31 protein-coding genes and 1 pseudogene are annotated in these 26,838 nt (G+C 36.4%); 27 read left to right on the top strand and 5 right to left on the bottom strand.

Annotation, left to right across the window (positions count from 1 at the left end; all coding sequences use genetic code 11):
* Window positions 1-172 precede the first annotated feature (172 nt).
* Window positions 173-808 carry a helix-turn-helix domain-containing protein gene (locus tag BTOYO_RS25395; RefSeq protein WP_023441340.1) on the bottom strand — a complete coding sequence of 212 codons (636 nt, stop codon included), beginning with the start codon at window positions 806-808 and terminating at the stop codon, window positions 173-175.
* A 123-nt stretch (window positions 809-931) separates the two neighbouring features.
* On the opposite strand from BTOYO_RS25395, the gene BTOYO_RS25390 reads away from it, so the two are divergent.
* The 23 genes from BTOYO_RS25390 to BTOYO_RS25275 all read left to right on the top strand — a co-directional run bounded on the left by BTOYO_RS25390 (window position 932) and on the right by BTOYO_RS25275 (window position 20,687).
* Window positions 932-1,168, top strand: a complete 237-nt coding sequence (locus tag BTOYO_RS25390; RefSeq protein WP_041488076.1) for a helix-turn-helix domain-containing protein — start codon at window positions 932-934, stop codon at window positions 1,166-1,168.
* A gap of 181 nt (window positions 1,169-1,349) precedes the next feature.
* Window positions 1,350-3,614, top strand: coding sequence for a thioester domain-containing protein (locus tag BTOYO_RS25385; protein ID WP_041488075.1), 2,265 nt, complete (start codon window positions 1,350-1,352; stop codon window positions 3,612-3,614).
* Window positions 3,615-3,646: 32 nt separating this feature from the next.
* Window positions 3,647-3,832 (top strand): hypothetical protein, encoded by a 186-nt coding sequence (locus BTOYO_RS25380; protein WP_023441338.1) that lies wholly within the window; start codon window positions 3,647-3,649, stop codon window positions 3,830-3,832.
* Window positions 3,833-3,864: 32 nt separating this feature from the next.
* Window positions 3,865-4,401: a type IV secretion system DNA-binding domain-containing protein gene (locus tag BTOYO_RS25375; protein ID WP_023441337.1), complete on the top strand. Its 537-nt coding sequence runs from the start codon at window positions 3,865-3,867 to the stop codon at window positions 4,399-4,401.
* 60 nt (window positions 4,402-4,461) lie between these two features.
* Window positions 4,462-4,644, top strand: a complete 183-nt coding sequence (locus tag BTOYO_RS25370) for a hypothetical protein (RefSeq protein ID WP_023441336.1) — start codon at window positions 4,462-4,464, stop codon at window positions 4,642-4,644.
* A 59-nt stretch (window positions 4,645-4,703) separates the two neighbouring features.
* Window positions 4,704-4,943: a hypothetical protein gene (locus BTOYO_RS25365; protein WP_000517904.1), complete on the top strand. Its 240-nt coding sequence runs from the start codon at window positions 4,704-4,706 to the stop codon at window positions 4,941-4,943.
* A gap of 32 nt (window positions 4,944-4,975) precedes the next feature.
* On the top strand, window positions 4,976-7,756 hold the full coding sequence (locus BTOYO_RS25360; RefSeq protein WP_023441335.1) for a type IV secretory system conjugative DNA transfer family protein: 2,781 nt from the start codon (window positions 4,976-4,978) through the stop codon (window positions 7,754-7,756).
* A gap of 5 nt (window positions 7,757-7,761) precedes the next feature.
* The gene (locus tag BTOYO_RS25355) at window positions 7,762-8,604 is read left to right on the top strand and encodes a replication-relaxation family protein (RefSeq protein WP_002013905.1); all 843 of its coding nucleotides are present in this window, start codon (window positions 7,762-7,764) and stop codon (window positions 8,602-8,604) included.
* Window positions 8,605-8,835: 231 nt separating this feature from the next.
* Window positions 8,836-9,210 (top strand): hypothetical protein, encoded by a 375-nt coding sequence (locus tag BTOYO_RS25345; protein WP_023441334.1) that lies wholly within the window; start codon window positions 8,836-8,838, stop codon window positions 9,208-9,210.
* On the top strand, window positions 9,207-9,464 hold the full coding sequence (locus BTOYO_RS25340) for a hypothetical protein (RefSeq protein ID WP_023441333.1): 258 nt from the start codon (window positions 9,207-9,209) through the stop codon (window positions 9,462-9,464). Before BTOYO_RS25345 ends, BTOYO_RS25340 begins: the two co-directional genes overlap by 4 nt.
* Before the next feature lie 13 nt (window positions 9,465-9,477).
* A complete protein-coding gene (locus BTOYO_RS25335) occupies window positions 9,478-10,455 on the top strand; it encodes a conjugal transfer protein (RefSeq protein WP_023441332.1) in 978 nt (325 codons plus the stop codon).
* A gap of 9 nt (window positions 10,456-10,464) precedes the next feature.
* Complete coding sequence (locus BTOYO_RS25330) at window positions 10,465-10,716, top strand: TcpD family membrane protein (protein WP_000281809.1); 252 nt, start codon at window positions 10,465-10,467, stop codon at window positions 10,714-10,716.
* Window positions 10,717-10,743: 27 nt separating this feature from the next.
* Complete coding sequence (locus BTOYO_RS25325) at window positions 10,744-11,295, top strand: TcpE family conjugal transfer membrane protein (protein WP_023441331.1); 552 nt, start codon at window positions 10,744-10,746, stop codon at window positions 11,293-11,295.
* Window positions 11,255-13,825, top strand: coding sequence for an ATP-binding protein (locus BTOYO_RS25320; RefSeq protein WP_023441330.1), 2,571 nt, complete (start codon window positions 11,255-11,257; stop codon window positions 13,823-13,825). Before BTOYO_RS25325 ends, BTOYO_RS25320 begins: the two co-directional genes overlap by 41 nt.
* A 58-nt stretch (window positions 13,826-13,883) precedes the next feature.
* A complete protein-coding gene (locus tag BTOYO_RS25315) occupies window positions 13,884-14,393 on the top strand; it encodes a hypothetical protein (protein WP_023441329.1) in 510 nt (169 codons plus the stop codon).
* Window positions 14,390-17,122, top strand: coding sequence for a CD3337/EF1877 family mobilome membrane protein (locus BTOYO_RS25310; protein WP_023441328.1), 2,733 nt, complete (start codon window positions 14,390-14,392; stop codon window positions 17,120-17,122). The genes BTOYO_RS25315 and BTOYO_RS25310 overlap by 4 nt, the downstream gene beginning before the upstream one ends.
* 55 nt (window positions 17,123-17,177) lie before the next feature.
* The gene (locus BTOYO_RS25305; RefSeq protein ID WP_023441327.1) at window positions 17,178-17,576 is read left to right on the top strand and encodes a hypothetical protein; all 399 of its coding nucleotides are present in this window, start codon (window positions 17,178-17,180) and stop codon (window positions 17,574-17,576) included.
* A gap of 27 nt (window positions 17,577-17,603) precedes the next feature.
* Complete coding sequence (locus BTOYO_RS25300; RefSeq protein ID WP_023441326.1) at window positions 17,604-18,731, top strand: peptidoglycan DD-metalloendopeptidase family protein; 1,128 nt, start codon at window positions 17,604-17,606, stop codon at window positions 18,729-18,731.
* Between the two features lie 24 nt (window positions 18,732-18,755).
* Window positions 18,756-19,340 carry a hypothetical protein gene (locus BTOYO_RS25295; protein ID WP_023441325.1) on the top strand — a complete coding sequence of 195 codons (585 nt, stop codon included), beginning with the start codon at window positions 18,756-18,758 and terminating at the stop codon, window positions 19,338-19,340.
* 21 nt (window positions 19,341-19,361) lie between these two features.
* Complete coding sequence (locus BTOYO_RS25290) at window positions 19,362-19,679, top strand: hypothetical protein (protein ID WP_023441324.1); 318 nt, start codon at window positions 19,362-19,364, stop codon at window positions 19,677-19,679.
* A 25-nt stretch (window positions 19,680-19,704) separates the two neighbouring features.
* Complete coding sequence (locus BTOYO_RS25285; RefSeq protein ID WP_023441323.1) at window positions 19,705-20,001, top strand: hypothetical protein; 297 nt, start codon at window positions 19,705-19,707, stop codon at window positions 19,999-20,001.
* Between the two features lie 127 nt (window positions 20,002-20,128).
* Window positions 20,129-20,449 (top strand): hypothetical protein, encoded by a 321-nt coding sequence (locus BTOYO_RS25280; RefSeq protein WP_023441322.1) that lies wholly within the window; start codon window positions 20,129-20,131, stop codon window positions 20,447-20,449.
* A 31-nt stretch (window positions 20,450-20,480) separates the two neighbouring features.
* Window positions 20,481-20,687, top strand: coding sequence for a hypothetical protein (locus BTOYO_RS25275; RefSeq protein ID WP_041488085.1), 207 nt, complete (start codon window positions 20,481-20,483; stop codon window positions 20,685-20,687).
* Between the two features lie 96 nt (window positions 20,688-20,783).
* Here the strand turns inward: BTOYO_RS25275 and BTOYO_RS25270 are convergent, their stop codons facing one another.
* The 3 genes from BTOYO_RS25270 to BTOYO_RS27840 all read right to left on the bottom strand — a co-directional run bounded on the left by BTOYO_RS25270 (window position 20,784) and on the right by BTOYO_RS27840 (window position 22,038).
* The gene (locus BTOYO_RS25270; protein WP_238547057.1) at window positions 20,784-21,602 is read right to left on the bottom strand and encodes a hypothetical protein; all 819 of its coding nucleotides are present in this window, start codon (window positions 21,600-21,602) and stop codon (window positions 20,784-20,786) included.
* Window positions 21,603-21,611: 9 nt separating this feature from the next.
* On the bottom strand, window positions 21,612-21,779 hold the full coding sequence (locus tag BTOYO_RS28115; protein ID WP_023441319.1) for a hypothetical protein: 168 nt from the start codon (window positions 21,777-21,779) through the stop codon (window positions 21,612-21,614).
* Between the two features lie 85 nt (window positions 21,780-21,864).
* On the bottom strand, window positions 21,865-22,038 hold the full coding sequence (locus BTOYO_RS27840) for a hypothetical protein (protein WP_167555714.1): 174 nt from the start codon (window positions 22,036-22,038) through the stop codon (window positions 21,865-21,867).
* Window positions 22,039-22,432: 394 nt separating this feature from the next.
* On the opposite strand from BTOYO_RS27840, the gene BTOYO_RS25265 reads away from it, so the two are divergent.
* The 4 genes from BTOYO_RS25265 (at window position 22,433) to BTOYO_RS25250 (ending at window position 25,176) form a co-directional block, all read left to right on the top strand.
* Window positions 22,433-22,798, top strand: coding sequence for a hypothetical protein (locus tag BTOYO_RS25265; RefSeq protein ID WP_023441318.1), 366 nt, complete (start codon window positions 22,433-22,435; stop codon window positions 22,796-22,798).
* A 194-nt stretch (window positions 22,799-22,992) separates the two neighbouring features.
* The gene (locus BTOYO_RS25260; protein ID WP_023441317.1) at window positions 22,993-23,889 is read left to right on the top strand and encodes an Rpn family recombination-promoting nuclease/putative transposase; all 897 of its coding nucleotides are present in this window, start codon (window positions 22,993-22,995) and stop codon (window positions 23,887-23,889) included.
* Window positions 23,890-23,989: 100 nt separating this feature from the next.
* Window positions 23,990-24,286 carry a helix-turn-helix domain-containing protein gene (locus BTOYO_RS25255; RefSeq protein ID WP_023441316.1) on the top strand — a complete coding sequence of 99 codons (297 nt, stop codon included), beginning with the start codon at window positions 23,990-23,992 and terminating at the stop codon, window positions 24,284-24,286.
* 8 nt (window positions 24,287-24,294) lie between these two features.
* Window positions 24,295-25,176 carry an IS3 family transposase gene (locus tag BTOYO_RS25250; protein WP_023441315.1) on the top strand — a complete coding sequence of 294 codons (882 nt, stop codon included), beginning with the start codon at window positions 24,295-24,297 and terminating at the stop codon, window positions 25,174-25,176.
* A gap of 688 nt (window positions 25,177-25,864) precedes the next feature.
* Here the strand turns inward: BTOYO_RS25250 and BTOYO_RS25245 are convergent.
* A pseudogene (locus BTOYO_RS25245) lies at window positions 25,865-26,482 on the bottom strand (transposase); the annotation flags it as partial.
* Window positions 26,483-26,838 lie beyond the last annotated feature (356 nt).

Below are 26,838 nucleotides of genomic sequence, written 5' to 3'. Positions count from 1 at the left end.
TGGAATTAAATATTCATTGGTTAGAGCAAAATGTTAAGAATAATTGTTGTACAGCTGATGTATATACTATTTTCAACCTATATATGGACTTAATTCAAATATGTAAACAAGAAAGTACAGGGGAAAATATAGAAAAGACAGGCTAATTTAAACATACTTATTTTAACTAAACTTATTTGATCTTTTTTTGAGATTTAAATTCATTCATATAGGCAATCAATTTTTTCTCTAATTCAGCTCTATGCTCATCGGGAACGCTTATGTATGTTTCGAATAAATTTTTAGATAAGCGCGAGATTAGCTTTAATGTATCTTCATCCCTAACGGCCGCTTCTGGATTCAATAAGTCATTTATACTTACTTTATAGTATGAAGCTATATTATTGAGCGTGGAAATATCAGGCTCTCTGAATCCATTTTCCCAACCAGCATAGGTACTATAAGGAGTATTTAATTCTTCTGCGATTTTTTTGCGACTTAGTCCCTTTAATGATCTTAGTCTTTTTAAGTTTTCTTCAAGCGGTTTTAGTACATCTTTTTTTTCTAAATTTTTTATCATATCTAGTTTTTGATTTTGTATTTCTATAGAATCTGATGAAATTATTTGTGTATTAACTAATTCATCAATAAGAAGGTCATAGTAAATAGAAAACTTTTTTAAAGATAGCAAATCTGGTTCCCTTAAATCATTTTCCCAATTGTTATAAGCATAATAAGAGATATCAATTTTGGAAGCTAGCTCTTTTTGAGTTAGCTTTTGTGAGTTTCTGAGATGTTTAAGGTTTTGTCCTAGAAATGTATTGGTCATAATTAAACTCCTTTGCATGGATTTTAAAATAAAATTGCGTTTTTGAATAAAAATTATTCGTTTCGTGTTGACTTTTGGCTTTAAGCCGAATACAATGTAATTAAGGGAAGGGAAGGTGAAAAAATGCTAGCGTCACATGAAAACAAAACCGTTGTACGAGAATACAGGGAATCCAAAGGTTTAAGTATTAAGGAAGTTTCCAAAGGCGCTAAAATTCCAATCGGCACATTATATGATGTTGAAATTGGAAGAAGGAGTCTGAAAGACAATAAAGCTAAAAAAATAGCTGATTTCCTTGAAGTTCCGATCGAGAAACTTTTCAGACCAACATATTATCGTGCAATACCCATCACAGATTAAATTAACCTCATGTTATTGATTACATCTATTTTGTTCATATTCCTACTAAATGTATTGTAAATGAAATTCGGCTAAAAGACGAAATAATTATCACTAAAGTATAACTTTCTATATTTAGAAGATTAAAATTCTAAATATTCCGTCCTTTGAAAACTGAATAATCCTAAAGGAGCTGTAAAAAATGGTTTTGAAACGATCGTATCAAACACTACTACTCTTTACGAGTGTACTTTTATTCGTTATGAGCTTCTTGATTCCACTGAATCAAGCCAGTGCGGAGGTAATCAATCGAGAAAGGTATCAGATGGATTGGGCCTATAGTCCGCAGTATGGGAAAGATATTCGCACAGAGCTACTAAAGAACGCTAGTGGTCAAATCGCGTATTGTCTGGTATACGGCTTAAAATCCCCAAATGGAGAGGATTTACCCGAAGCAGGCAAAACAGATGATGTATCTTATCGTGTCTTAATGAATGGGTACCCACAGAAAACACCAGAAAATTTAGGGGTTTCCACTTGGCAAGAAGCCCACTACGCAACGCAATTAGCTCTTTGGAATGCACTGGGCCAGATTTCCGTTGATGAATTACAGTTTAAAAATGCGGCTGTTGAAAAAGCGGCAAAGAACATCATTCATGCGGCAAATCAAAGCCAGGATACACAAGATGTCTGGATGAATGTCATTCCAACGGATAAACAAGAAGCACAATTGAACGGTGAATATTTTGAAACAACAACATACACCGTTCAAACAAACGCAAAGAATGGTACATTCCAAGTACAAATGAACAATGCACCACAAGGAACACGTGTTGTCACAGAACAAGGTGAAGGGAAAGAAACGTTTCAACTAGGAGAAAAGTTCCGTATCCAAGTACCAAAATCCTCTAAGAGTAGTGAACTATCTCTAAAAGTCGTTTCAAATCTAACAAATGTTCATGCAGTTGTATATAAAGGAACAAGTACGATTCAAGATGCAACTGTATTATTAGAGCGCAGTACAGAACAAGTAAGCAAAGACTTACAAGTATTTTGGAAAGCGAATGGCACCTTAAAAGTGATGAAAGTGGATGAAAATAAAAAGCCACTACCAGGCGCAGTATTTGAAATCACAAACAGCAATCAACAAGTTATGGGAACGATTACAGCTGATAGAAACGGTATCGCTGAAATGGGTAACTTAGAACTTGGCACATACATTGTAAAAGAAGTAAAAGCACCTGTTGGATATGTACTAGATGCTACACCAAAGCCTTTTGAAGTGAAAACAGGTGAAATTGCTGTTGTTGAAATGAAAAATGTACAAATCAAAGGAAATATTGAAATTAAAAAGATAAGTGACACAGGCAAGATTCTCCCAGGCGTTGAATTTACAGTATTTACGCCAGAAGGAAAGGCAGTCACAAAAGTAACAACAGATCAAGAAGGGATTGCGAAAGTAAATTCTCTTCCGTTTGGAAAGTATTACTTCCAGGAAACGAAAGGATTAGAAGGTTACTTATTAAATCAAACAAAGTATCCATTTGAAGTAAAAGAGCATAATCAAACACTTACGTTTGAAGTGAAAAACGAGCAAGTCAGAGGGAATGTACAGCTCTTAAAAGTAGATGAAGATGGAAAAACGAAATTAGAAGGTGCTGTTTTTATTCTAGCTGATGAAAAAGGCAAGAAGATCAGTGAGCATAAGACAGACAAAAACGGGTTGATCAAAATTGATAATATCCCATTTGGAAAGTACCAATTTATCGAAAAAACATCACCAGCGGGCTATGTGCTAGTAAAAGAGCCGATTCCGTTTAGTATCACTGAAAATGGGAAAACAATTGAGCTAGTTGCAAAGAATACGAAGATTAGAGGATCAATTGAAATTACAAAAGTAGACGTAGCCGATGGAAACAACAAGTTACCAGGTGCAGAGTTTACGATCTATAACGAGCAAGGCCAGGAAGTCGTGAAAGGGAAAACAAACGAAGAAGGCATTGCAAAGTTTGAGAAATTACCAGCTGGTAAATACACATATAAAGAAACATTCGCGCCAGCAGGATATTTAATCAATGAAGAGACATTCTCTTTTGAAATTAAAACAGATGGTGAGATTATCAAACATGTTGTAGCAGATCAGAAAAAAGAAGTTCCACCAACACCAGAAACGCCACAACCAGAGCAACCGGAACAACCACAGCCAGAACAACCAAAACCACAACCAGAGAAGCCACAAACACCACAGGTCATTGAAAAACCTGTACCAACACCAGAGAAACCACAACACATTGTAAAACAACCACAACCGATGAAAGAACAACCTAAGAAAGTAGAAAGTCATTTACCAACAACAGGCGGCAAAGCTGAAAATCCATATTGGAAGTGGATTGGTGTTACATTTGTCGTTCTTGGTAGCATCCTAGCGGTTTACGCATTTAGAAAACGTAAGAATCAAGAAGTGTAAAACACTCTCAACTGATAAGGGAGGGCGGGATCATGTGCATATTTGATGTACATTATCAAATCAATGATAGGAAATATATGAAATCATATTTACTTGCATTGGTGGAAGATGGGTTTCAGTTGCGAAAAAATATCCAACATGTTCTGTTTCAAGAGCACCAACAAAAAATTAAGATTCTTTCTACAGATTTAGAGGAATTAGATTTAATAGCTTTATAAAAAACTGATACGAATGGAAAGGTGAGATTGCTATGTGTGGAACATTTATTGGAAGAAGTGCACAAATCCCAGCATTTATAAAACCCAAATGGTATGACATGAGTAAGTCAAATTCCATTGTCATAGAGAATGAAGGAAACAAAATGAATCCTCAATTTGTATTTGGAGAAGAAAATACAAATATCCTGGTACGAGGTGGAACAGGAAAAGGAAAAACAGGTTTGATGAAGCAACTTCTTACCCTTGTCATGGCAGATAATCAACAAGCGACTGTCTTAGATGGGGATGGAGAGTATAAAGAATACGAAAAAATGGGTGCTCACATTATCACCTTTACATCAAAAGATTCTTTTCTAAGCCAAACCGAAATAGAAACATGCAAACAATCGGATGTCGTTATCATAGATGAAGGATTAAGGTTGTATTCCAATAATCCAGAGGGATTCATCAATCTTTTAGAAGAACTAGAGGAACTGAATGTAAGAGTTTTCGTGAGTTTTCAAGCGATACCAGAAGAGTTATTGCACAGATTTGATGTGTATTTAGAATTAGACCCACTCATCGCTTAAAACTATACAATATTTCTATTTAACGATATAGAATGATAAAACAATACAGGAGGTTTTCTTATGAAACCAATTAAGCACATGCGAAGTAAACGCGGTTTTTATATTGGTAGAGTTCCACAAACAACACATACACCTTCAACAAATAATCGTACAAAAGAATGGACGGGAAGAATGGGAAAGAGCATGATTTTCTCTTCCCTCTTAGTCACATTAGACCCCTATAAAAAAGCGCACAAATCATAATATTTATGGGAGGACATTCTTTCACTGAATATCCTCCCCACTTAAAAGGAGGAAGCAAGATGGGAAAACAAGCGTATCAAAATCGTCAAGAATGCTGGGAAACGTTCTGGAAAGAACAAGTAACGGTAGATGGTGAATTAGATATCGAACAAGTGAAGCAAGAACTCTTCAACTATAAAACACTCTTAGATCAAATTAATCAACCTCAAAACGGGATCACGCAACCTCAAATCTTGATTCAATTAGCCGCAGAAGAACGAACACAAAAGCATTGTGAAAAGGTATTAGCCCTTGCGTAAGGCCATTTCAAGGATAGAAAGGAAGTGAAGAAGTGGCGCACAGCAAGCTCGACAAAGAAATTGAAAACTTCATAGAAAAGAACTGGAAAATGCTTTTAGGTATAGGAGCTGTCGCATTTGTCTGGTTTACTAAAGAAAAAATCCTCACAGAATTGATGAAGCTGGTGCCAACTGTAGTCGGTGTGTTTCGAGGGATTGCCTTATTGATCCTGTTAGGAATTGTCATACGGATTGTCTTACATGGCATCTATTTATATCTAGAAAAGAAGCGGTATCGATATGTATTATTCATCCCTCACATCGATGATGAAGTCACACCAGATAAGCTAGGGCAAATGATTCGGCATGTACATGGTTCGGGGCGAAAACCTTTAGAACGTCTGTTAAAAGGTCGCGATTGGTATCGCATGACGATGTATCGTCCAGAGGGAGAAAATGAGCGTGTTCGCTTTTATGTAGGTGGTCCAGAAGATAAGATCAAACAGGTTGTGCAAGCGATACAAAGCGCCTATACCCACAGTGAAATTTATACCGTCCCAAAGGAAGAAATGCCATTTCCAACAAGAAAAGCGGTAGGAGGACGGATGGTATTAAAAAGAAAGCGGCTAGATGCCACGTTATCACTAGCACGCTATACACGTGATGTATTACCGATGTTAGGAAGTGCAATGGAAGAAAAGACATGGGTTGATGTTGCTTTTACACCAGATAACGGGTATCAGCTGACAAAAGGGATTCGAAAAGCAGAAAAGGCCATTCGAAAAAAGAAAAAGCATGGGCTAGATGCCTTTGAAAAAGAAGAAATTCGCGCATTAAATAAGCGGTTTGCAAAAAATGAAGTGGCATTTCAAGTATCTGTTTCATTTGCAAGTGACTATTATCCTGGTGTACCTGTTATCAAGAACTTAGGACATATGGTGGCAAGTGTTATGGCAGACGTTAATGAGCTTAGATACAGACGTTTTAGACGCAGTATGCCAGCTGTACCACATCCCGTATATGGAAAAATGATTTGGACGGGATCAGAGCTATTAAACTTGTTTCATCTACCGAATGTAACAGGTGATAAAAACAGCAAGACAGAGCGAAACATCTTGTATCTAGATAAAGGGGAAAACATGATACCGAATGATTTATTGGCCGAAGGCATTTCAATTGGCCATGTGATGCATCCCTATATCAAGGATCGATTAGTAAAAATCCGAGAAGACTTTTTCAAGAATCATGGCTACATTACGGGGAAAGTGGGATCTGGTAAAAGTACCATTGCTATGAGATTGATGCAAAGTGTTATTGATAAATGGCTAGAAAATCCGAATGAAGCGGGTGGATTATCTCTATTTGATCCGACAGAAGATTTGGCATATGTCGCAATGAATCGACTATTGAAAGCGGAAAAGGATGGGAAACAGGTTGATTGGAGTAAAGTTCATTTTATCCGCTTTCGAAATACAGATCATCCACCAGCCTTGAATTTATTTCATCGTTTTCCAAATGAAGATATCCAAACAGTGGTTGAATCCATTATGGAAATGATTAAGTTAATGATTCAAGGGCAAGCACAACAAACAGAACGATTACTAAGAGCGACTATTGGGACGTTATTATGTGATAAGAGTCAAATTCATACGATTTTAAGCATCCCATTATTCATTAGTGATGAACTGTTTCGAGCAAAAGTAATCGCCAATTTACAAGGGCCAGAACAAAAATATTACTCGCACTTTTGGAAATATGAAGTAGGAAGCGCATTAGAAGACAGCACACAGGCGATTTTAAACCGATTAGATATCTTTCGCAATACGCTGTATTTAAAGCGTATGTATGGGCAAACGGGCTTTTCCTTAGAGATTCGCAAATGGATGGATGAAGGACATCTTATCTTTTATGATTTAGCGGGCATGGGAAAAGAAGATACATTACTGACAGTCGGTTACATTTGTAATCAATATCACCGTATCGCCCAACAGCGGCCGCATGGTTCCAAATTACATTTAGGAGTTATAGATGAAGCGCATGACGTTCCAGTACCCGTTCTTCCTAAAATTATTGCAAAGGATCGGAAGCATGGATTCGGACTATGGGTGATTACACAGCAAGTTTCGGGACAGTTAGACAGAGAGCTTACAGACATGTTAACAGAGGCGGGCGGAAATTACTTCGTATGTAGGCAAGGTCATAATTCCGCGAAAACGTTAGAGGGTATTATGCAAAAGCAATTCCGTACAGAGTATTTGCAAAACCTTCCTAACTTAGTTGTAGCGATTCAAACACAAGATTATATCAGAGGCGAGGCAAAAAATGTGTGGTGTACTATACGTGTTCCGCCATTAGACCGCTATCTACCAAATGGAAAAGCGGCAAATTATAAAAACGAAAAAGAAATTCATGCATCAAATGAATGGACCAGAGCAAAGATTCATTCTTTAGAGAAACAAAATGGGAAAGCAGGATTAGAAATCGACAAGGAAATTGATGAGTTCCTATATGGAAAAGGCAAGTATCAACAAGTCGAAAAAGTCAATTTAACCAAAGAAGAACCTGTTGTGACATCGGGGCTAGATGAATTGGAAGAAAAAATTTCTTCCAATGAAGAAGTGAAAGAACCTGTTTCAGAAACACAACCAGTCGAACCCACACATCAAGCGCAAATTATCCCATTCCGAAAACAAGCTACGACAACAATAGAAGTAAAGAAAGAAGATAAGCCAGTAAAAGAGCCTGTTATAACAATCGAAACAGAAAATGTAGAAATAAAAGAGGATACACAACAAGAAGAAGTGAGCATTTTCGATATGTGGGAAAAGGAGTAAGGGGCATGGGAAACATTTTATTTCAAATTTCAGATGAACAACTACTCATGAGTTTGCATACACACATCTACTTGGATATTGAGTACATTCATCAAAAGGTGTATGTAGATTATACAAAAAAATCTGTAACAAATCGTTTATATAAGCTAGAGCAAGCGGGCTATATCCGTTACGAGTATTTACCTGTTACCTCACCACGAAATCAGAAACGAAAATTTGCGAAACCACAACGGATTTATACGTTAACACCAGAAGGAGTCGAGATGGTTCGCGGGTTTCGAGGGGAAGTGCATTGGAAAAATAGTTGGTCCAAACGTTCAGCATCCTTTGTGTATCACAGTTTAATGTTAGCGAAAATTGAATGTGCCATGACATTAATATCTAAACGAGAAGGAAAGTTGGAACTAAAGGAATGGATCAATGAACCGCGGGCCACATTTCAATATGCAAAAGGAAAAAATCGCGTTATACGCCCAGATGGGGTTGCGGTAATTGGATTAAAAGAAGCAATCGATAAAAACATCGGTGTATTCATGGAAATGGAACGATCTTATGGATCAAAAGAAGTATTAGAAAAAAAGATTATCCGTTATAACGACTTCATGACGCAAGAAGGAAAAAAGGCAGACTATCGGATACATGCTGGTATGGGATATGAAATACCGATATGGCGCCTGGTATTTGTCGCAGGTAGTGAAAGTAGGGAAAAAGAATTGATTCGCTACTTAAAAGGTGTAAGTAGTCCAGAAATTCCAGTGTATATCACACTGTTTCAAGATATATTACAAGACCCATTCGGGAATATTTATCGGAATATTCAAAATCCAACAGAGAAAGTGAGGTTCTAAGAATGTGTTTCGGTTTATTTTATCGATAAGCGCTAGTGTTTTTCTGTTAATTGTCTTTTCGGATTGGTTATTTGAAAGAGTACCAGGATCAAGAGAAGCCTGGGAAGTGGTAAAAAGTAAAGTGGTGGAAATTTACTATACGCAAGGATGGGAAGGCGTGTTACTTCTCTTCCTGGTGGTAGTGGGAATATGGAAGATGGCCGATAGTCGATCATAAGGGGGAGATAAACGATGTTTACACATAAAAACACTTATGAAAGAGGAAATGTGGGAGAAGTTGAAGCTCAATTTCTAGTGGAAATCTATGAGGGAATAGATTGTGAGGAAGTACATGAGATTTGTTTATCTCAAACAGATGTATATATGCAGAAGTTTTATCTAATGGAAAACGGAAAAATTATCGAAATAGAAATTGGATTAGATACAGATGAATTGGAATGGAAGTGTGATGGAGTAGAGCTTACAAAAGAAAAAGCCATGTTAGAAATCGAGCGTGAAATCAGCTGTTATGACATGTTCGAGCAAGCAAGGATAGACAAAGGGTGGATGTTCAAAGAAAAAGCACAAAAGTTTCTTACAGCTTTAAGAGAAAAGGAGAGTGCATGATGGACGAATTGGAAGGTTTAGAGTTTGTAAGGGCGTTTCGGGCTACAGATGGAACGTCCTTTGAAGTAGGGAGGGATGAAGAAAAACGGTATGTGGTTCATGCTAGATTTCCCTATATCACAGGCAGTCAAACGAAACTCAACAATTTTATCAATTATGCAAGAGATGAAATAAAAGATGAATCAACAGCGGTTGGCATGGCGTCATTTGCTTATGATTGCTACGAACGATCTTTACGCCAGTACCGAAATTGAAGGGGGGATGAATATGTTTCAAAAGGTGAAACAGTGGTTTGCAAAAACATTTGAAAGTAAACAAGGGAAGGCAAGGAAAGCCACAAAGCTTCCTTCTTATAAAGGGCGCTTAATTGGAAAATGGGCCTTTTGGCTCCTGTTTAGTTGGATGCTAATTGTATCCATCACAACCGTAGTAAAAGGAAAGGGAGATACACAAGCAAAGGCTAGTACCATTCCAAAGGAAGTCACACAAAAACAAAACCTTGCCTCGCGTCCAGAAGCGATTGAATTTGCACGCGGATTCGCAAAGGAATACTTTACGTGGCAAAGAGGGGATGAAGGCAAAAAGAAGCGTTCAGAGCGCTTACAGCCCTATATACCGAAAACATTTGATCCACAAGTTGGCTTGGATTTTGCAAGTATGCAATGGGATTCCAATTTTCTATACGCAACTGTATTAAAGGTAGATGAAGTCACAGGAAAGGAAGCTAACGTTATTTTTAAAGTGAAATACAAATTAAGCCGCATGAAAGCAGATAATAGCGGGCCAGAGGATAAGGAGGTGATCCAACAAGTGTCGGTTCCTGTTCAGTCAGATGGAAAGGCTTTTGTCATTAGTGGATTCCCTCAAATTGTAAAGGTACATGAAAAAGCAGAAGTACCAGAAGGGAAAGAAGAGAAAGACCGAGAGGAAGTCCATGAACTCGCTGTAAAAGAAGACATTCGAGAATTTCTACCAACTTTCTTTAAATCCTATACAACCGCAACACAAAAAGAACTCGCGTATGTTTTGGCCAATACGGATATTAAAGGGTTAGAAGGAGCCATGAAATTTGAAAATGTACTTTCCTCTAAGATTTATCCAGGAAAAACAAAAGGCACGTATGAGGTACAAACAGAGGTATCAATGATTGATCCGCATTCTGAAACGAAAATGAAAACAGGTTACACGTTGTTTGTAAAACAAGATGGAAAGCAATGGGTTGTAAAAGACTTAAAAACAAAATAGGAGAGGGGCATGTATATGTTCAATATAAATCATTTTGTGTTAGGGATCGGGTTGGAAGGATTTTTCGAAATGATGAAGACACAAGGAACATACGCATTATATTGTGCGTTTATCATTGTTATCTTGATCGTAGCGGCAAAGCGTGCATGGGGAAAAGCGATCACGTTAATTGTTGGCGGCGGGATTGTTGTATTCTTCATTAACAAACCAGATGCATTAAAAACAATTGGAACGTGGTTAGGCGGATTGTTTGGCGTCTAAGTAAGGGATGGAAAGGAAGGGAGCTACATGAAAGAAAAAGGATCAAATTCTATTATTGTCTATTGTTTCGGAAGCTATATGAACTATATGCGAAGACAGTACGAAATTATGGGGTATCGTCTTCCGCGTGCGGTCACATGGAGGGCACTTGGTTATTTTGCGGCGGTAGAAGCGGGGCTTGTAGCCTTCCGCTTCATTCCTCCCTTTAAATGGATATTTGGGGATATGATCGATCAAGTTTGGCTCATGTATTATGGTGTGATTCCTCTTTTCCTCGTATGGGGCGCAGATAAATATAAAACAGATGGAAAATCACTTTTCTCTTTTGTTCGGTCCTGGATCACATTTCGTTTACGTAAGCATCAAAGTAGCCGATTAGTGGCCTTGCCGAAATTTAAAAAACATGTGATTCGTGGTCATGTGTGTGTGCAATATGATGTCAAAGATATACCAATCGTACATGTATCAAGTGAAGAAGAAGAGAACGACATACACGCTTATAACCTAACATTTTTACCCCAAAAGGAGGAAATGAAAGATGTTGAAAACGATGAACAGATCACCATTAAAGCACGTTGAAAAGAATTTAGCGTTTAGTACAGACGGAAAAGTATCCGCAGTATATGAAGTAGACGGATTCGAATACGATCATCAAGACGAAAGCACGAAAAAAGTATATTATCGCAATCAACTCGCTCTTTTTACCCATCAAGAATATGATATCCACTTGCTTGTGATTCCTCGTACAACAAATTCAGATGAAATTCTGGATGAACATATTTCCACTTTAAAAGGGCCGATGGCACCAACAGGACGCTTTCTTTTCAAAAAGGTAAAAGAATACTTACGAAATGCGGCCATTGCGAAAGAGAACATGGAATATCGCTTTTTCGTTTTAGTACAACTGAATATGGAACAGAAAGAAAGACAAATTCGTAACCCTGTCGTAGAAACATGGAAGTTTATGAAGAAGGTTAGAGAAGGATTTGCAGAGACAGCCCAAAACATATCGGGTATGAATGTGACAGATATTTTAGAAGAGGAAATTGAAAATTATTTAGAAGTAGAAGACGTGTTATTTAGCCAGGTTAGAGGGGCCTTTCATAATACAAGACGTGCGAAACCGTCAACAACGCGCTTTTTATTCCATCATAACTTCAAACGTGGCATGAAAGAACTGAATCGGGATCAAAACTGGAAAGTAGGTTCTACAGTTACCTTGAAAAATGAAGAAGGAAAGGCGGTAAAAGTACGTCGGCCAGATTTACAAGAAATGGTGCACTTAACGGATACGGTGATTGATGAAAGCCCAGGGCGTTCTCTTATACTCGAAAGACAAAATGAAGAAGGAGAAATCGAAACCTCTCATGTTGCTTTTCTTGCGGCGAAAGATATGCCCGAAATCTCGGCCTTTCCTGGTGGAGAGTGGATTTATCGCATTCAATCTCATTCGTTAAAGTTTCCTGTTGAAATGAGTATTCGAGCGTATCATTTAGAAAACCAGATGGTTACACAAAAACTCTCGAATAGTGAATTAGAATTAAACGATCAACGTCAACAAGCAATGGTAGGCGGCCGCACAACAGATTTAACAATTGATCGTAAAGCAAGGGGCGTCAAAATTGTAAAAGATCGATTTGAAACAACGGGAGCACCTGGATACGAACTAAGTGTACTGTTTTGCGTATATGCCGAAGATGAGAAAACATTAAAATCACGCGTCAATACGCTGATTACAGAATATCGCAAAATGAAAATTGAGTTAGTTAATCCATATGGAGAACAGCTTGCATACTTCTACGAGTTCTTACCAGGCTCGAAACGTTATAATACGGACTTTAAGTTATTTGTGGAACCAGGCGTACTTGCACAAGGAATGTTCGGGGCCACAACACAAATTGGAGATAATCAAGGGTTTTACATTGGCAAGACAAAGAAATTAAATCGTCCTGTTTTTATTCGTCCCGAACTAGCGGCGAAAGCATTAGATAACATTGTGACAGCGTTTGAAAGTTTATCGGTTATGTTTGCGGGGCAAACAGGGAAAGGGAAATCGTTCTTAATGAACTTACTCGCTTTCTGGATTGTTATGAGTGGCGGAAGGGCATTTATTATTGATCCTAAGGGCGATAGAACAAGGTGGCCAGAATTATTACCAGGGTTCAATGAGGATACCTTGCAAGTATGGACGCTTGGGAAGGATAAAAAGGATGCGGGCTGTTTAGACCCATTCCGAATAAGCGCAACGATAGAAGATGCGAAGAGTTTAGCACTTGAAATTTTGACGTTCCTATCGGATGTAGGATTAGAGGATATCCGATATGACTATTTATATAAAGCGATTGAACGAGTAGCGAAAAAAGAAGACGCATGTTTAACTTTGGTTCGTAAAGAACTAGAGGAAATGAAGAAAGAACCTAACTTATTGCCAACTGAATTAGAACGATTAAACGCACTTACAAATCGTTTAGCAACCTTAGAAGGCATCCAGCTAGGAGATTTATTGTTTGGTAGACCAGGTCAAGATTACCGCGTATTAAGCCTAGAACGTCCATTACAGGTATTACAAATTCAACATTTACGCATTCCGAAATCAGAGGAAAAGAATGAAAGTGTTACAGATAAATTATCTCGTAGTATCTTAATTGCATTAGCGGCATTTGGTAAATCCTTAATGCATTCCGACCGTAGTATTTTCAAAGTATACCTACAAGATGAGGCATCAAGTATTTTGAAAAATAAAGAGGGTGCGGCGTCTTCTGACAAAATCATTCGAGAAGGACGTTATCACAATATCGGCTTGTATTTAGGAACACAAAACGCATCCGATTATCAATCTGAAAATAAAGAGGTTGCCAATGTGGGTATGAAGTTCTGTTTTGCGCTGAAATATGATAAGGAAGCGGAAGAAATGTTGCGTTACTATAACTTACCGGTCACAGAAGAAAATATCTTAATGTTACGCCAGCTTAGACGCGGCGAAGCCTTGTTCCAGGATATTTTTGGCCGAACCGCGGTTGTAGAAATTGATCCTGTTTTCCAAGAATTAAAGACTGCATTTGATTCCTCTACGAAAACAGACGAAGAACGCGCACAACAATTGGCGTAATTCGTATTACAATACAGATAAGAGTATTCTAAATTATCTGTATATGGAGGATGGAACGATGAAAAAATTACGTATGTTATCTGGATTATGTGTAGCAGGAATATTGATGGTAACGGGGGTTGCGGGTTGCTCAAATGAAACGAAAAGTAATGCAAATCAACAAGAAAGTCAGAAAGAGCGTGATATGAAAGAAGCGGATAAAGCCGCAGTTGAGTATTTAAAGGCTTATATTGAAATGGATTCAAATAAGATTAATGATTTGTTATATAAGAAATTTGATTTAGGAAAAAATGAGATAATGCATCCAGGAATTAGCAAAGAAATGAAGGAACGCTACGATTTGTATAGATATGATTTGCAAGAGGGAGAGGATGAATTTTATTACAGAATAAAATTTTATGATCCTGTAGAAAAGGCTCAAATGGGTTTATACCTTCGAATGGTAAAAGATAAAAAAGATGATAAGTGGAAAAATTATGAATGGGCATGGGATTCCAACAATAGTCTAAATTCAATTGTTGGAAGTGTGAAACCTGTACATGTCCATAAATGGGGGCAAAAGGAATGAAAAAACTTTTCTCTATTTGTATGATTCTTGTAATCTTTTTACTACCGCTAGGGCCTCATGTGGCCCTAGCGGAAGATACAAAAAAGGAAGAAAAACAGGAACAAAAAGGGGCGCGAATCTCTGAAAATCTATTTAGTGGGTATACAGATGGTATTTACAAAGATAAGTATTATGAAATTGATACGTATCAGCCAAAAGAAGAAGATAAGAACGTGTTTGAAAAGGTTGGCGGATACTTATTTGGTGACGATAGCGTAGGAAAAGACTTACAAAGAATGTTATATACAACCTGTCAATGGTTTGCAAATATGGCCTTTCAGTTAAATGTGATTCTCGGCCAATTAACAATCTTTTTAGTCGATCAAGCGTTGAACCTGGATATTGTAGATGCGGTAGCGGATAAATTAGGAGCGGCTATGCAAAATATCGCTGGTATTGAAAAAGGCGGCTTTTTATCTTCTGGACTATTCCCAGCAATTATCGGCATTGCATGTGTGTTATCAGCTTGTTACGCAGGCTATATCTTCTTTATTAAGCGCCAACCATCAAAAGGCTTAAGTGAGTTAGTGAAAACGGTACTTGTTATTGCTTTTATTGTTACGTACATTGGAAACGCAAGTACGATTTTAAAGAGTGCAAATACGATTAGTTCTGAAATTAGTGTAACAGTATTAGCGAAGGCAACGGGAACAGTTGCGGGTGATCCAGGACGTTCTAAAGCGGACGCAATCTTTTCAGTGAAAAAGCAAATTTGGGATTTGTTAGTGGAACGACCATATTTATTTTTACAGTATGGAGAAGACTCAAAAGAAAAATTGGGTGCTCAACGGGTAGATGAATTGTTGGCAAAATCACCAGGGAAAGAACGAAATGAATTAGTTGGAAAAGAAGTGAAAAAAGGAAATCAAATGATGGTTCTTTCATCGGTGGGAGAACGTCTGGTGTTTACAGTCATGTATTATGTCGTGAATACATTCGCGGGTGTTCCAGTAATTGCGTTTTGTTTACTGATTGTAGCATTCCAATTATGGTTCCTTGTCATGAGTATTATTTCACCGATTGTTATGGCGGTTGCCCTATTACCAGGACATCGACGCGTAATTGAAAGCTGGGCTTCACAATGGATTCGCCCATTGGCATTAAAAATCTTTATGTCTGTTATGCTTGTCATTATCTTTACAATAGCAGAACTACTATACGTATTACCAGAAGCGGGCGTTGCAGGGTATGTGTCTACAATGATTTTCCAAATTCTTGTTTTCGTTCTATGTTACATCTTTAGAGGAAATATTGTTGCGGCCTTTAGTAAAGTACGTGGCGTGTATGAAACTGTCACAAATATATCCCTTATGACTGAAAACTTTGTAGATAAAGGAAAAGAGTACGCTGGAAATACAATGTCTTATATTGGAGACAAAATGGGAGCACATTTTAACAGCGCGGCTGAATTAGCGGCGGCAGGCGGCCAGTTAGAAAATGCAGGGACAGACGACGAAAAGACAAAAGCCAACCCGTTAGTGCAAGCAAATATACCAAATGATTTACCAAATAATCAAGCGGAACAAGAAAAAGAAGAGAATCAAAAGAAAGGAAACCTTATTTCCTTACAGGATCGTGATAAAGATGGGAATTTACCACAGCCAGGAGAGGAAGGAAAAGAACAAACGTTACCAAGTGAGGAAGAGGCGCCAGTGCAACAAGACCTTATCAGCTTAGATAAAGAAGCATTAGAACAAGAAATGGAAGGACAACAAGAAGGAACAGAGGTAGAAGAATCAGAAATGGAGGTTCAACCAGAGCTTGTATCTTTAGAAGATGAGGAAATCCCAACAGGGGAAGAAACACAAGCTGGTATGGAGGCTTATGAAGAAATTCAAACAGAAGTACCAGAACAAGCAGTACCACTAGAAGAAATTCCGACTGATATAGAAGTACATGAAGATGTACAACAAGAAGTACCAGAACAAGAAATGCCATTAGAAGAGGTTCCAACTGATATGGAAGCATATGAAGAAATCCAAACAGAGGTACCAGAACAAGAAATACCACTAGAAGAAGTTCCAAGCGATATGGAAGTATATGAAGAAATCCAGACAGAAGTACCAACGCAAGAACTTCCATTAGAGGAAGTATCAGCAGATCATGAAACATTTGAAGAAATCCCATCCGATATCCCACAACAAGACATTCCAACAGAAGAAATTCCAATGGATATTTCAAGAGAAGAAATAAAATCAGAACAGGACATTTCAACAAATATCCCACAACAAGAAATCTCAACACCAATTGAAACAGATGCAAATGAACCGTTAATACCAGATACAATTCGTGCAGATGTAAGTGAAGAAGGCGTCATTGTCCCACGGACAATGGAAACAGGTTCTTCTATATCCAATGCAGACATTCCAGATGCTATTTCTGCAGAAGTGAATGAAGCGGGGCAAATTGTCGCTAAAAAACCTGATATAGATGTCGAGTCAACCGTACAAGTGTCAAACTCTTCTGACTCATTTATCCCAACGGAATCCGTTTCCACTTCTGATTTGGCACAAGTAAATGAGAAAGAAGTAAGCAAAAATGAGCCGATTCAAGAAAAAGCGGTAACGATCGATACGCCAGATATACAATATGGAGCTCTAGCGGTTGGAAGTGAAAATTGGATGCCTTCTACTGATCCACAAAACTTAGATAACTTAGATGATTTGGAGCCGCAAAAAAAAGATGAGTAGAGTCCTAGACTTTTAGGACTTTACTATTTTTTACGAAAAAAGGAGCGATATAGCTATGAAACACTGGGGATTAACGTGTATGAAAATGGTGAGTGTCAGTATTTTTCTTTGTATTGGATGTTTGGGGTGGATGAACATAATCATTCTTTTTATTAAAGGGAATTGGCCAATAGATGTATTAGGGTGGATTGGTTTAGGGGTCATCATTTGGTATACGCTCATTCTTCTGACTATTCGAGTCATCCATCAAGAGACGCATTTTCGTATTGATGGTGGGGCAAAACTTGCCTTTTTTATTTGCTTTGTAGGAACGGGGCATTTTGGAGCATTAGAATTTATGCAAAGTCAACAATCTACTATTTTAACGGTGCTATTTCATACTTTTGCCACTATACCTATTCTCTTAGCCATTGTATATGGACTGATTGTTAGAAAATATTCTAATCATTTATGATTCGCTTTGTAAGGGGGGAGGGATGATATGAGACCAGAAATAAAAGAAGTCGTAGACAAAACGATACAAGAAGAGATTGCACAAGAACAAAAAAAGAAGAAGAAAAAGAAATCCTGGTTACTGACATTTCTTTTTGGGAGTTCTACTTTCACGATAGGATTGTTCGTCTGTATTGGATTTCTTTTATTTATCGTTTTGGGGCAAGGCATTGGCAAAAAAGAAGAGGAAGCACCAGCGACCATCCCAAGTAATGGAATGACGGTTTGTCGGCCAGGTGGAAAAACAGTGGCACCAGAAGAACTACAACCCCACCTGGGCGGCGTTTTTACGGGGAAAGCACAAGCCTTTTTAAATGCAGGAACACAAAACCAAATCGATCCCGTTTTACTAGCGGCCATTGCAAGATTGGAAACGGGGAACGGTACTTCTAATGCAGTAAAGAACTATAACAACCCTGGTGGACTCATGGACCCTAGTAGTTCACAAATGAAAGGTTTCATGAAATTTGCCACCTTAGATGAAGGAATCAACGCTATGGCCCGAAACTTATATAAAAACTATATCGGTATGGGGATTACAACTATAGAAGCAATAGGCGCTAAATACGCACCACCAGGCGCCGCAAATGATCCGCATGGTACAAATGGTTTATGGCCTGTATTAGTAACAAAGTTTGTTACGCAAATGGGCGGCCTTACTTTTAATTGTGAAGCGGGAAAGCCAGGCGGCGTTGTAGATACTGGATCAGCAAGTTCACAAGGATTTATTCGTCCTATCGCTCAAACGATGATTACAAGCCCATTTGGACCACGCTGGGGCACAATTCATAAAGGTATCGATTATTCTTGCCAGGACGGTGTCACCGCAATTGCCGCGTCGAAAGGTGGCGTTGTAGAGTTGGCGGAATTTGGCGCAGGCGGAAGCGGCTTCGGCGGGTATGGAAACGTAGTTGTAATCAATCATGGAAATGGATATTGGAGTCTATACGGTCATATGTCATCCATTACCGTACAGAAAGGGCAAAACATTGGAGTCGGTCAACAGGTAGGCGTTTGCGGAAGAACAGGGCAAGTAACAGGGCCACATTTGCATTTTGAAATTAAAACAGCCTTTAAATTTGGGCAAGTCGATCCAGCGCCATATTTGCCGAAATAAGCGGAAAGAAAGGGAGGATTAGGGATGAAACAGGGAATCGTTGGTTTAGTCATACTTGTACTGGTAGGTATCAGTGTATGGTTATGGAATCAAAATCGCACTTTACAGCATAAAGTCGAGCAAACGGAAAAGAAATGGACGGAACAAGTAAAAGAGCTAAAAACAGAGAATCGAGCATTGGAAAAGCGCGTGACAGTTTTAACAGAAAATACCCAAGATAAAGGGCAAGAAGTAGCAAAACAGTTTGTAGAGTTGTTAATACAGAATGATAACAAGCAAAAAGAAAAGCCAGGATTTGAGAAGATCAAAGAAATGATAACAGGAGAGGCACGAAACAAATTGTTAAACGCGCCAGATGATGCACATAACCATATAGAAGATGATGGCTCTATGCATATCCAAACGAAAGCAAAGATAACAGATATGTACTACATCAAAACCGCTGATAATAAAGCGGATGTAACGGTTAAATATGATTATCTTGTAACAATAGATGGAACAGAACAACAAGAAAAACACACAATGAAATTAAATTTACTATTAGAAGGTGAGAAATGGTTTGTAGAAAATTATGAGTTCCAAATCAATACAGGAATTGAAGGACCATAGGGAAAGGAATGAGGGGAGTTGGTGAATCAAAATATATTGCATCATATCGGGTATGAAATATTGCAAGAAACGTTTGTATTGATTCGAAATGTATTTTCCTATTCAAACCAAGATGAATCCAGTGTGACATATGTGCGAGAAATTGCGGATGCCTTGCATAATATTCCGCATTCAATTCAGAAACAACATGATAAATTCCTAGAATTTGAGTTCAAACTGTTAGAAGAAACATTAATGCAAATGGACTTTGGAAAGGTTGCCGCGCAAAACATTCCCTATTTTAAAATGTATGCGGCACGTGTACAGCAATTGTTACGGAAGCGCTATAAAGAGGTGTAATCGAGTGGAAATGGGGCGATAAAAAATGATCGTATTGGGGATTGGGCTGTCAGTTTTGCTGATAGCCTTTTTATTTATCCAGGTATATCCGTTCCATGAGCAAAAGTTAGAACAAAGAAAATATGATGACTATGGAATCTGGATCATTATTTGTACAGGGGTATGCTTCTATATTTCGCATCATTTTTTACAGGAAAATATGTGGCAATGGGGATTGAAAATCGCTGGTGCAACTTTTTTTACAGGATTTTCAATTGGATGTGTTGGAAAACAATTCATATATGATTTTCAACACAAAAAGTTTCCATTCCAGAAAAAATGACGTTTCAGATTCGTTTGTAATTAATTTTAAAGAATCTTTTAATACGTTTGGTATTGAATGAGATTACGCCTTTTATTTGGTCTTTTAAGTGGCTTAAATGAGTTTTTGAAGGGAAAGGGGTGTTGGGATGATTTTTTTTAAGGTTATTGCATATATTTTGTTAAGTATAGGAGTTTGTACAGTTGTTTTAGCAGGAATAGCCGCGATTGTAAAGAAACAAATGATAATCGCAAATATAAACCTATTATTGGCCATGTATTATTTTTGTTCGGGAAGTCTTCTGTATTTGTGCACGTTATGGGAAACACAAGATATTTTCCTACAAGCCTTTTTGATTTTAATTGTGGGAATTGCGATCATCCGATTAAGAAAAAACTGGTATGTATCGCAAATGCGTACCCATCTTCAAAAACTGCAGGAGCAAGCGACAAATAAGAATGATCTGTGAGGAACTTTACGAAAAAGGGAGTGGAGAAATCTTGATACATCAATATGAATTGAACTTTTCAGTGATGTATAGTGGCAAGGTAACAGACTCACAATCTACGATTATTCCAGCAAGTTCTTTAGAGGAAGCAAATGAAAAATTACAATCAGAAATAAAGCGACGATTAGGAAAATGTAGTATAAAAGTGAATGGGGCAAGTTTATGTGTTTCAGAGGACAGCCGATATACCATTGAATAAGATAATAAAAAGTTCCCTTTCTAGGGAACTTTTTTTATTAAACTCCGCATCATAGAGGATATAATGATTGATCTCTTTTATTTTAGCGCCAAATGTTTATTTTGCTAAGTTCCCGGTGAAAACCCAACCATTTACTTCTTCATCTAATGAATTTGTGTACATTATAAATGACCAATTTCGTTTCTTTTCAATAATAATCACGGGTTTATTATAAGGGATGGTATCAATTACACCAGAAATACGTTGCTGTGATCGAAAAACAGGTGTTTCTCTATTGGTAACTCGAACTTTGTTTACAGCAGACCGAGCGATACCAAAATCCCTTTCTAAAGTTGTTTTTACTTGCTTTGCATTTTCTTCAGGCTTATTAGATATGAATTCAGATACATGAAGAACATTTTCTTTAAATACATCTTCCATAGCGGGTGCTATAAGGTGATTAAACATAAAATATAAAACAAAAAATAATATATATTTAGCTTGTGCTGTTTGTTTTAGATTATCAGGAAATTCTATTAATTGATTAGCCCATTTGTTTATAGTATCAATAATTTTATTAGGATTTGTTTGTTCTTGTAAGGAAACCAATTCCTGTTCAATCTCATCTTGAGTTTCTTCTAATTCAAGAAACGGCTGAATCTCATCAAAATCAATGGTAGAAAGGATATTTAAAGTTGATGCAGGAATTGTTACCGAGCGAAGTGTATCTATTAAGGTTGCTGAATAAGAGAAAGATTTTAGTATGTCTTGATACCACTGCATTTGATTTTTGGGAGGTAAAAGCTGTTCCCAATTCATCTTAAAAATTGAATCATTTAAAGTATAAGTCTTTGGAATAGAAAAGAGAGCGGTCATTGACTTTTTGTTTTCATTTAACATATTTTGGTGCCATTGCATTTGATTTTTGGGAGGCAAAAGCTGTTCTCAATTCATCTTAAAAATTGAATCATTTAAAGCATAAGTCTTTGGAATAGAAAAGAGAGCGGCCATTGACTTCTTGTTTTCATTTAACATATTTTGGTGCCATTGCATTTGATTTTTAGGCAGTAAAATGCTTTCTAGATTTAGTGCATCATTTATTGTATTCTTCATATTTTATTTCCCCTTCATTTAAAATATATGTATATTCATGATGCCGATCTCCCATATTGTTTTAAGCTTTAAACGATTTGCAATTTCACATATGTTTTTTAATTAGTTGAATTTGAAAAATATCACTGTCTTTTATATTAAGCACCCTCATTTCCTCTTTAAAAGAGCGCCAGGATTCAACCCTAATGGATTTTTTACTTTTATCCCTTAAAGTATATTCTCTTATAAAATATGATGCTTGTTTATTATTATTTTTCACCGCAATCCCACCTATGTATTAATAATAGAACATTTTACCAAATGAGTGTATATTTTAATAATGTAAATAGGATGTTTTTGCCCATCCCCTCGAAAAGGGGGATTAAGCCGAGTTAATTTAAAAATGATATGTCGTGTCAAAAAGTACACTTTTACAGATGGTTATAAATGTATAAGAAATCACCGCTGTAAAATACAAAGGTTTTTTTTGGATGCTTTTTTAATTGAATATTTTAAGAACATGCTTTTATAAATTGTAGGTTTAAGGTGAAATTCCGTATCTTTTACTCCTAATACAATTATGAACATTAAATGTACAAGGCTTACGGTTTATTTTGTCGAATAGATAGATATACCATTTAATTTAATGAGTAATATTGAAGGGGGAACTTAAGATGATTAATAAAGTCACCGAAAAATTGATGGAGATTTTGCCTGATGAGTCAGTAATTGGACAACCATTTTGGACATTAATGGAGAAAGATACAACATCTGAAAAAGGAATCAATGGCTCATATATTGCTGTTTCGAATAATGTTATTCCTTTGTATATTTCAAAGAAAATGGCCATAGACGCTAGTCAAAGGTTGGGTGGTGTTGTAAGGGGAGTTTCACAAGGACATTTACAATTTCTGGTGAAATTATCTGAAACAGGCGAACAGTTTGGGAATATGAAATTATGTATTATCTTATTTGATGAATCAGAAGCGATGGTAGTAGAGCCTAGGATGATTAAAGATTACTTTTTAGTTGATATGTAATAAATCGAAAATAAGTTTTACAAAAGATACAAAATGTTGAACTCATAAAAAGCAATTGATATCTTGTGTATGTAATTTTATCAATATTAGTGTAAGTCCTTATGTATGTTGTCATAAGGACTTGTTTGCATACGTATTACTCTTTTATGTACAATGAAAGAAAAACATCTTATGAGATGGGGAGAGGAAAACCCATGTCCAACCAACAATTAGTGAATTTACGCATTGATTTTGCTTTTAAACAATTATTTGGCACAAGTGGAAATGAAGACATTCTAATTGCTTTTTTAAATGCTATGTTACAAAATTCTTTAGAATCACCCATTGTTTCGTTACAATTAGAAGATCCACACTTACATCGCGAACATGAAGAGGATAAATTATCGATTTTAGATATTTCCGCTACATTAGATACAGGAACAAAAGTAAATGTAGAAATCCAACTAAATAATAATCATGATATGATTAAGAGAAGTTTATATTATTGGGGAAGGCTATACACATCCCAACTACAAAAAGGAATGCCCTATAGTTCTCTCCATAAAACCATTACGATTAATTTGTTAAATTTCGTTATGTTTCCTGAATATGAGGCATTTCATACAACAGGAATCCTATGGAATCAACAGCAACAGAAGATATTGAGTAGTGATATTGAAGTTCACATCGTAGAGATTCCAAAACTCATGCAACAATGGCGAAATGAACAATTAAATCCCTGGGAAGATTCATTTGTTCGTTGGTTGTTATTACTTCCAGCGAATGAGGATGAACACTTAACCCAAACATTGGAGGATATTGCGATGAACCAAGACCCGATTTTACAAAAAGCGATGAATAAATGGGAACGTATGAGTCAAGATTCTTCTTTCCGACAAGCGTATGAAGCAAGGGAGAAAGCTTTGATGGATGAAGCCGCGAAGTTCGCTCATGCTCGTAATGAAGGAAAGAAAGAAGGGCGTCAAGAGGGAATTGAAGAAGGCAAAATCCAATTGATTCGTGGAATGCATAAAAATGGAATGCCAATTGAAGATATTGCAAAGTTTACGAATTTACGTATAGAAGAAATACAAGAGATTTTACAATCATAAATAGATTCATAAATAACACCTACAGATATTGATATGATCCCCTCATAGTAGACAGTAGAAAGAAAGCACATTAATCTGTTTACGTATGGGGGGATTTTGTATGGGGAAAATCAAAAAAACTTATGATGTCTTTTTTAAGAAAAAAGCAGTAGATCTATATTTAAAAGAAGGAATGGCATATAAAAAAGTGGCAAAAAAATTAGGGATTGACCATACAATGGTTATGCGTTGGGTAAGGTATTTTAATGCTGAAGGGATTAAAGGGTTAGAGGAGAAACGAGGAAAATCAAGAAAAAAGTGTAGAAAAAATTCTAAAGAATCGCTAGAGACTGTAGAGAATAAAATAAAACGTTTAGAAGCTGAGAATGAAATGTTAAAAAAGCTCTTAAAAATGTGAAAGGAGGAATGACAGCTGTATCCAAAAGTGCAAAATTTGAAGTTATTCAAGAACTCTTTGAAAAGGGTTATACAATTACGTTATTATGTGATATTGCTAAAGTATCAAGGAGTGGCTATTACAAATGGTTAAAACGACAGACGTTTCTCTCCGAGAAACAATTAGAAGATACCGCCATTAAGGCAAAGATATTAGAATGCTATAAAAAATTAAAAGGAATTTATGGATACAGAAGAATACAAGTATGGCTTAAACTTACTTATAATTTGCATTTTAACCATAAACGTATACAGCGGTTAATGAAAGAATTGGGAATTCAATCAAGCATTCGAAAGAAACGCCCATATTACGGAAAAAAAGAAGCTTATGTGATTTCACAGAACTATCTCAATAGAGACTTTTATGCTATAGCACCAAATCAAAAATGGGTAACGGATATTACTTATCTAAATTTTAATGGTCAAAAATTATATTTATCCGTAATTAAAGATTTGTTTAACAATGAAATTGTTGCTTACAACATAAGTTGTAGAAATGATCTTGAACTTGTAATAGATACTCTCGAAAAAGCTAGAAAAAAACGGAACTTGAAAGGAATCCTTTTGCATAGTGATCAAGGTTCTCAGTACAGGTCTAATCAATATCATCTACTACTAAAGAAATATCAAATACAAGCTAGTATGTCTCGCAAAGGAAATTGCTTAGATAACGCATGTATAGAGAGTTTTTTTAGTCACTTTAAAGCAGAATGCTTTTATTTATATTCTTTCAAAACGGTTGATGAAGTTAAGGAGGCCGTACATCAATATATTTATTTTTATAATCATCAAAGATTCCAAAAAAAATTAAACAACCTGAGTCCATATCAATATCGAACGCAGGTTGTTTAATTGTGTTTTTTAAGTCCTGTCTACTTGACAGGGATCACTGCAATATCTATAGGTGTTATTTATGAATGACCGCCCCCCGCCTGGAAGGTGATGATCACTAGCATTTCCATCTGCGTATTTATCCAGCAATTATTTGGATTATCAGCATAAAGAACGATTCCCGTAGAAATTTTCATTATTCTTTGGAATGTATCCTTTATGTGCAACAGAACCTAGATTTAAATCTAAAACAATGTTAATATAATGTTAAAATAATATATAAATACTATAGAAGGGTGAGATTAACTATTTCTACAAAAAATATATTTTTCCCAATTTTACTATTTATTGTATGTACGAAAATTGTCATCGATGTCTTTATTATAAAAGATAGACAGGAATATGAACTTATTAATAACGCTTCAGCAGTTGTAGCAATATTAGGGCTAATAGTATCTATAGTTAGTATTATTGTATATTTTAAAAAAAAGCATAACTCGCGTTAATAGGGATAGCAACCCATTTCTATCAAGCTAAGAAAACAAAATCCTCTCTAAAATGAAAAATACGCCATCTTTTCCTATTCTTTCTGTAGAATCATAGGAAAGGATGGCGTATTTGTATGTCTATTTCTGTATCTGATGAATTACAATTATTTGCCCAAGAAAATTCAACACTTTTTATTTCCAAATATTTCATAGTATATTAAAAAGTCTTGTAAATGAAAATATCTTAAGTCATGAATGTATAGTTCATTCTTTTTTGCTATGCCGGTTCGAGTCACACTATTTGCCCGAACACTTCGTTTTCCTGATTCAGTTTCTACGTTAGACCATTCTCCATGCAACAAATCATACTCTAGTTAAATTTTCACACTAGCTTTATGACTACATCTAATGGTACCAAGATAAGTAGATACAAATCGATCCGGCACCTTAAAGTTTGTAGAATCATGGATGAGAATACGCTTAAAGTAAGCAGAAAGAGCATGAGAAATCTTAGATAGTCCAATTTTAGCTTGTAGAAGTGTAGTAAATACAGTTCGAAAGAAGGATACAGAAGCTGAGTTAAATCGCCTATTAAGTCCTTCAGGACTTAATAAAATTCCTGTTGAAGTTTCTAATTGACTACAAAGTTGAGTAAGAGAGGTAGTAGCGATTTGTTGATTTAATCATACGCACAAAGATAAAAAATGGTGCCCATGGCACTTAGGCTTCCGTTTCATTCCACCTGCTTTTATAGCTAATTGATTAATTGTAGCGGGAAATATATAGTGATATAATTCCTCGGCAAATAAGGACAACTCTTGTTTTTGATGCATATTCATAAAAAGCACGTCTTTCTCATTAACATAAGAGAATAGTAACGTATTTTTAACTCTAAGAATAGTCTGAATGCTTAAATTAATGGATGCGTGATACTCCCCCTAATAAACTCTATTTCTAAAAAATATATTATTTAGATGAAAAAAATAGTATATTTTTTTGAAATATTATACTAAAATGGAAAATGTTAATAAGAAATTGGTTCTTATTACATAAAATGAAAAAAAAGGAGGTTTTAATGATGGAGAAAAAGAATTAGTTTTTGAGAAACTAGAAGTGATGGAAGCTCCTGGTAATATGGATCCGTATGTAGCTGGATGGATTGTAGGTGGAGGCTTTGTAAGTGGATTAGGAATTG

Source organism: Bacillus toyonensis BCT-7112 (assembly GCF_000496285.1).
In the GTDB taxonomy this organism is placed as follows: Bacteria; Bacillota; Bacilli; order Bacillales; family Bacillaceae_G; genus Bacillus_A; species Bacillus_A toyonensis.
Note: the sequence above shows the minus strand (reverse complement) of the source record. Positions and strands in the feature narration are given on the sequence as shown.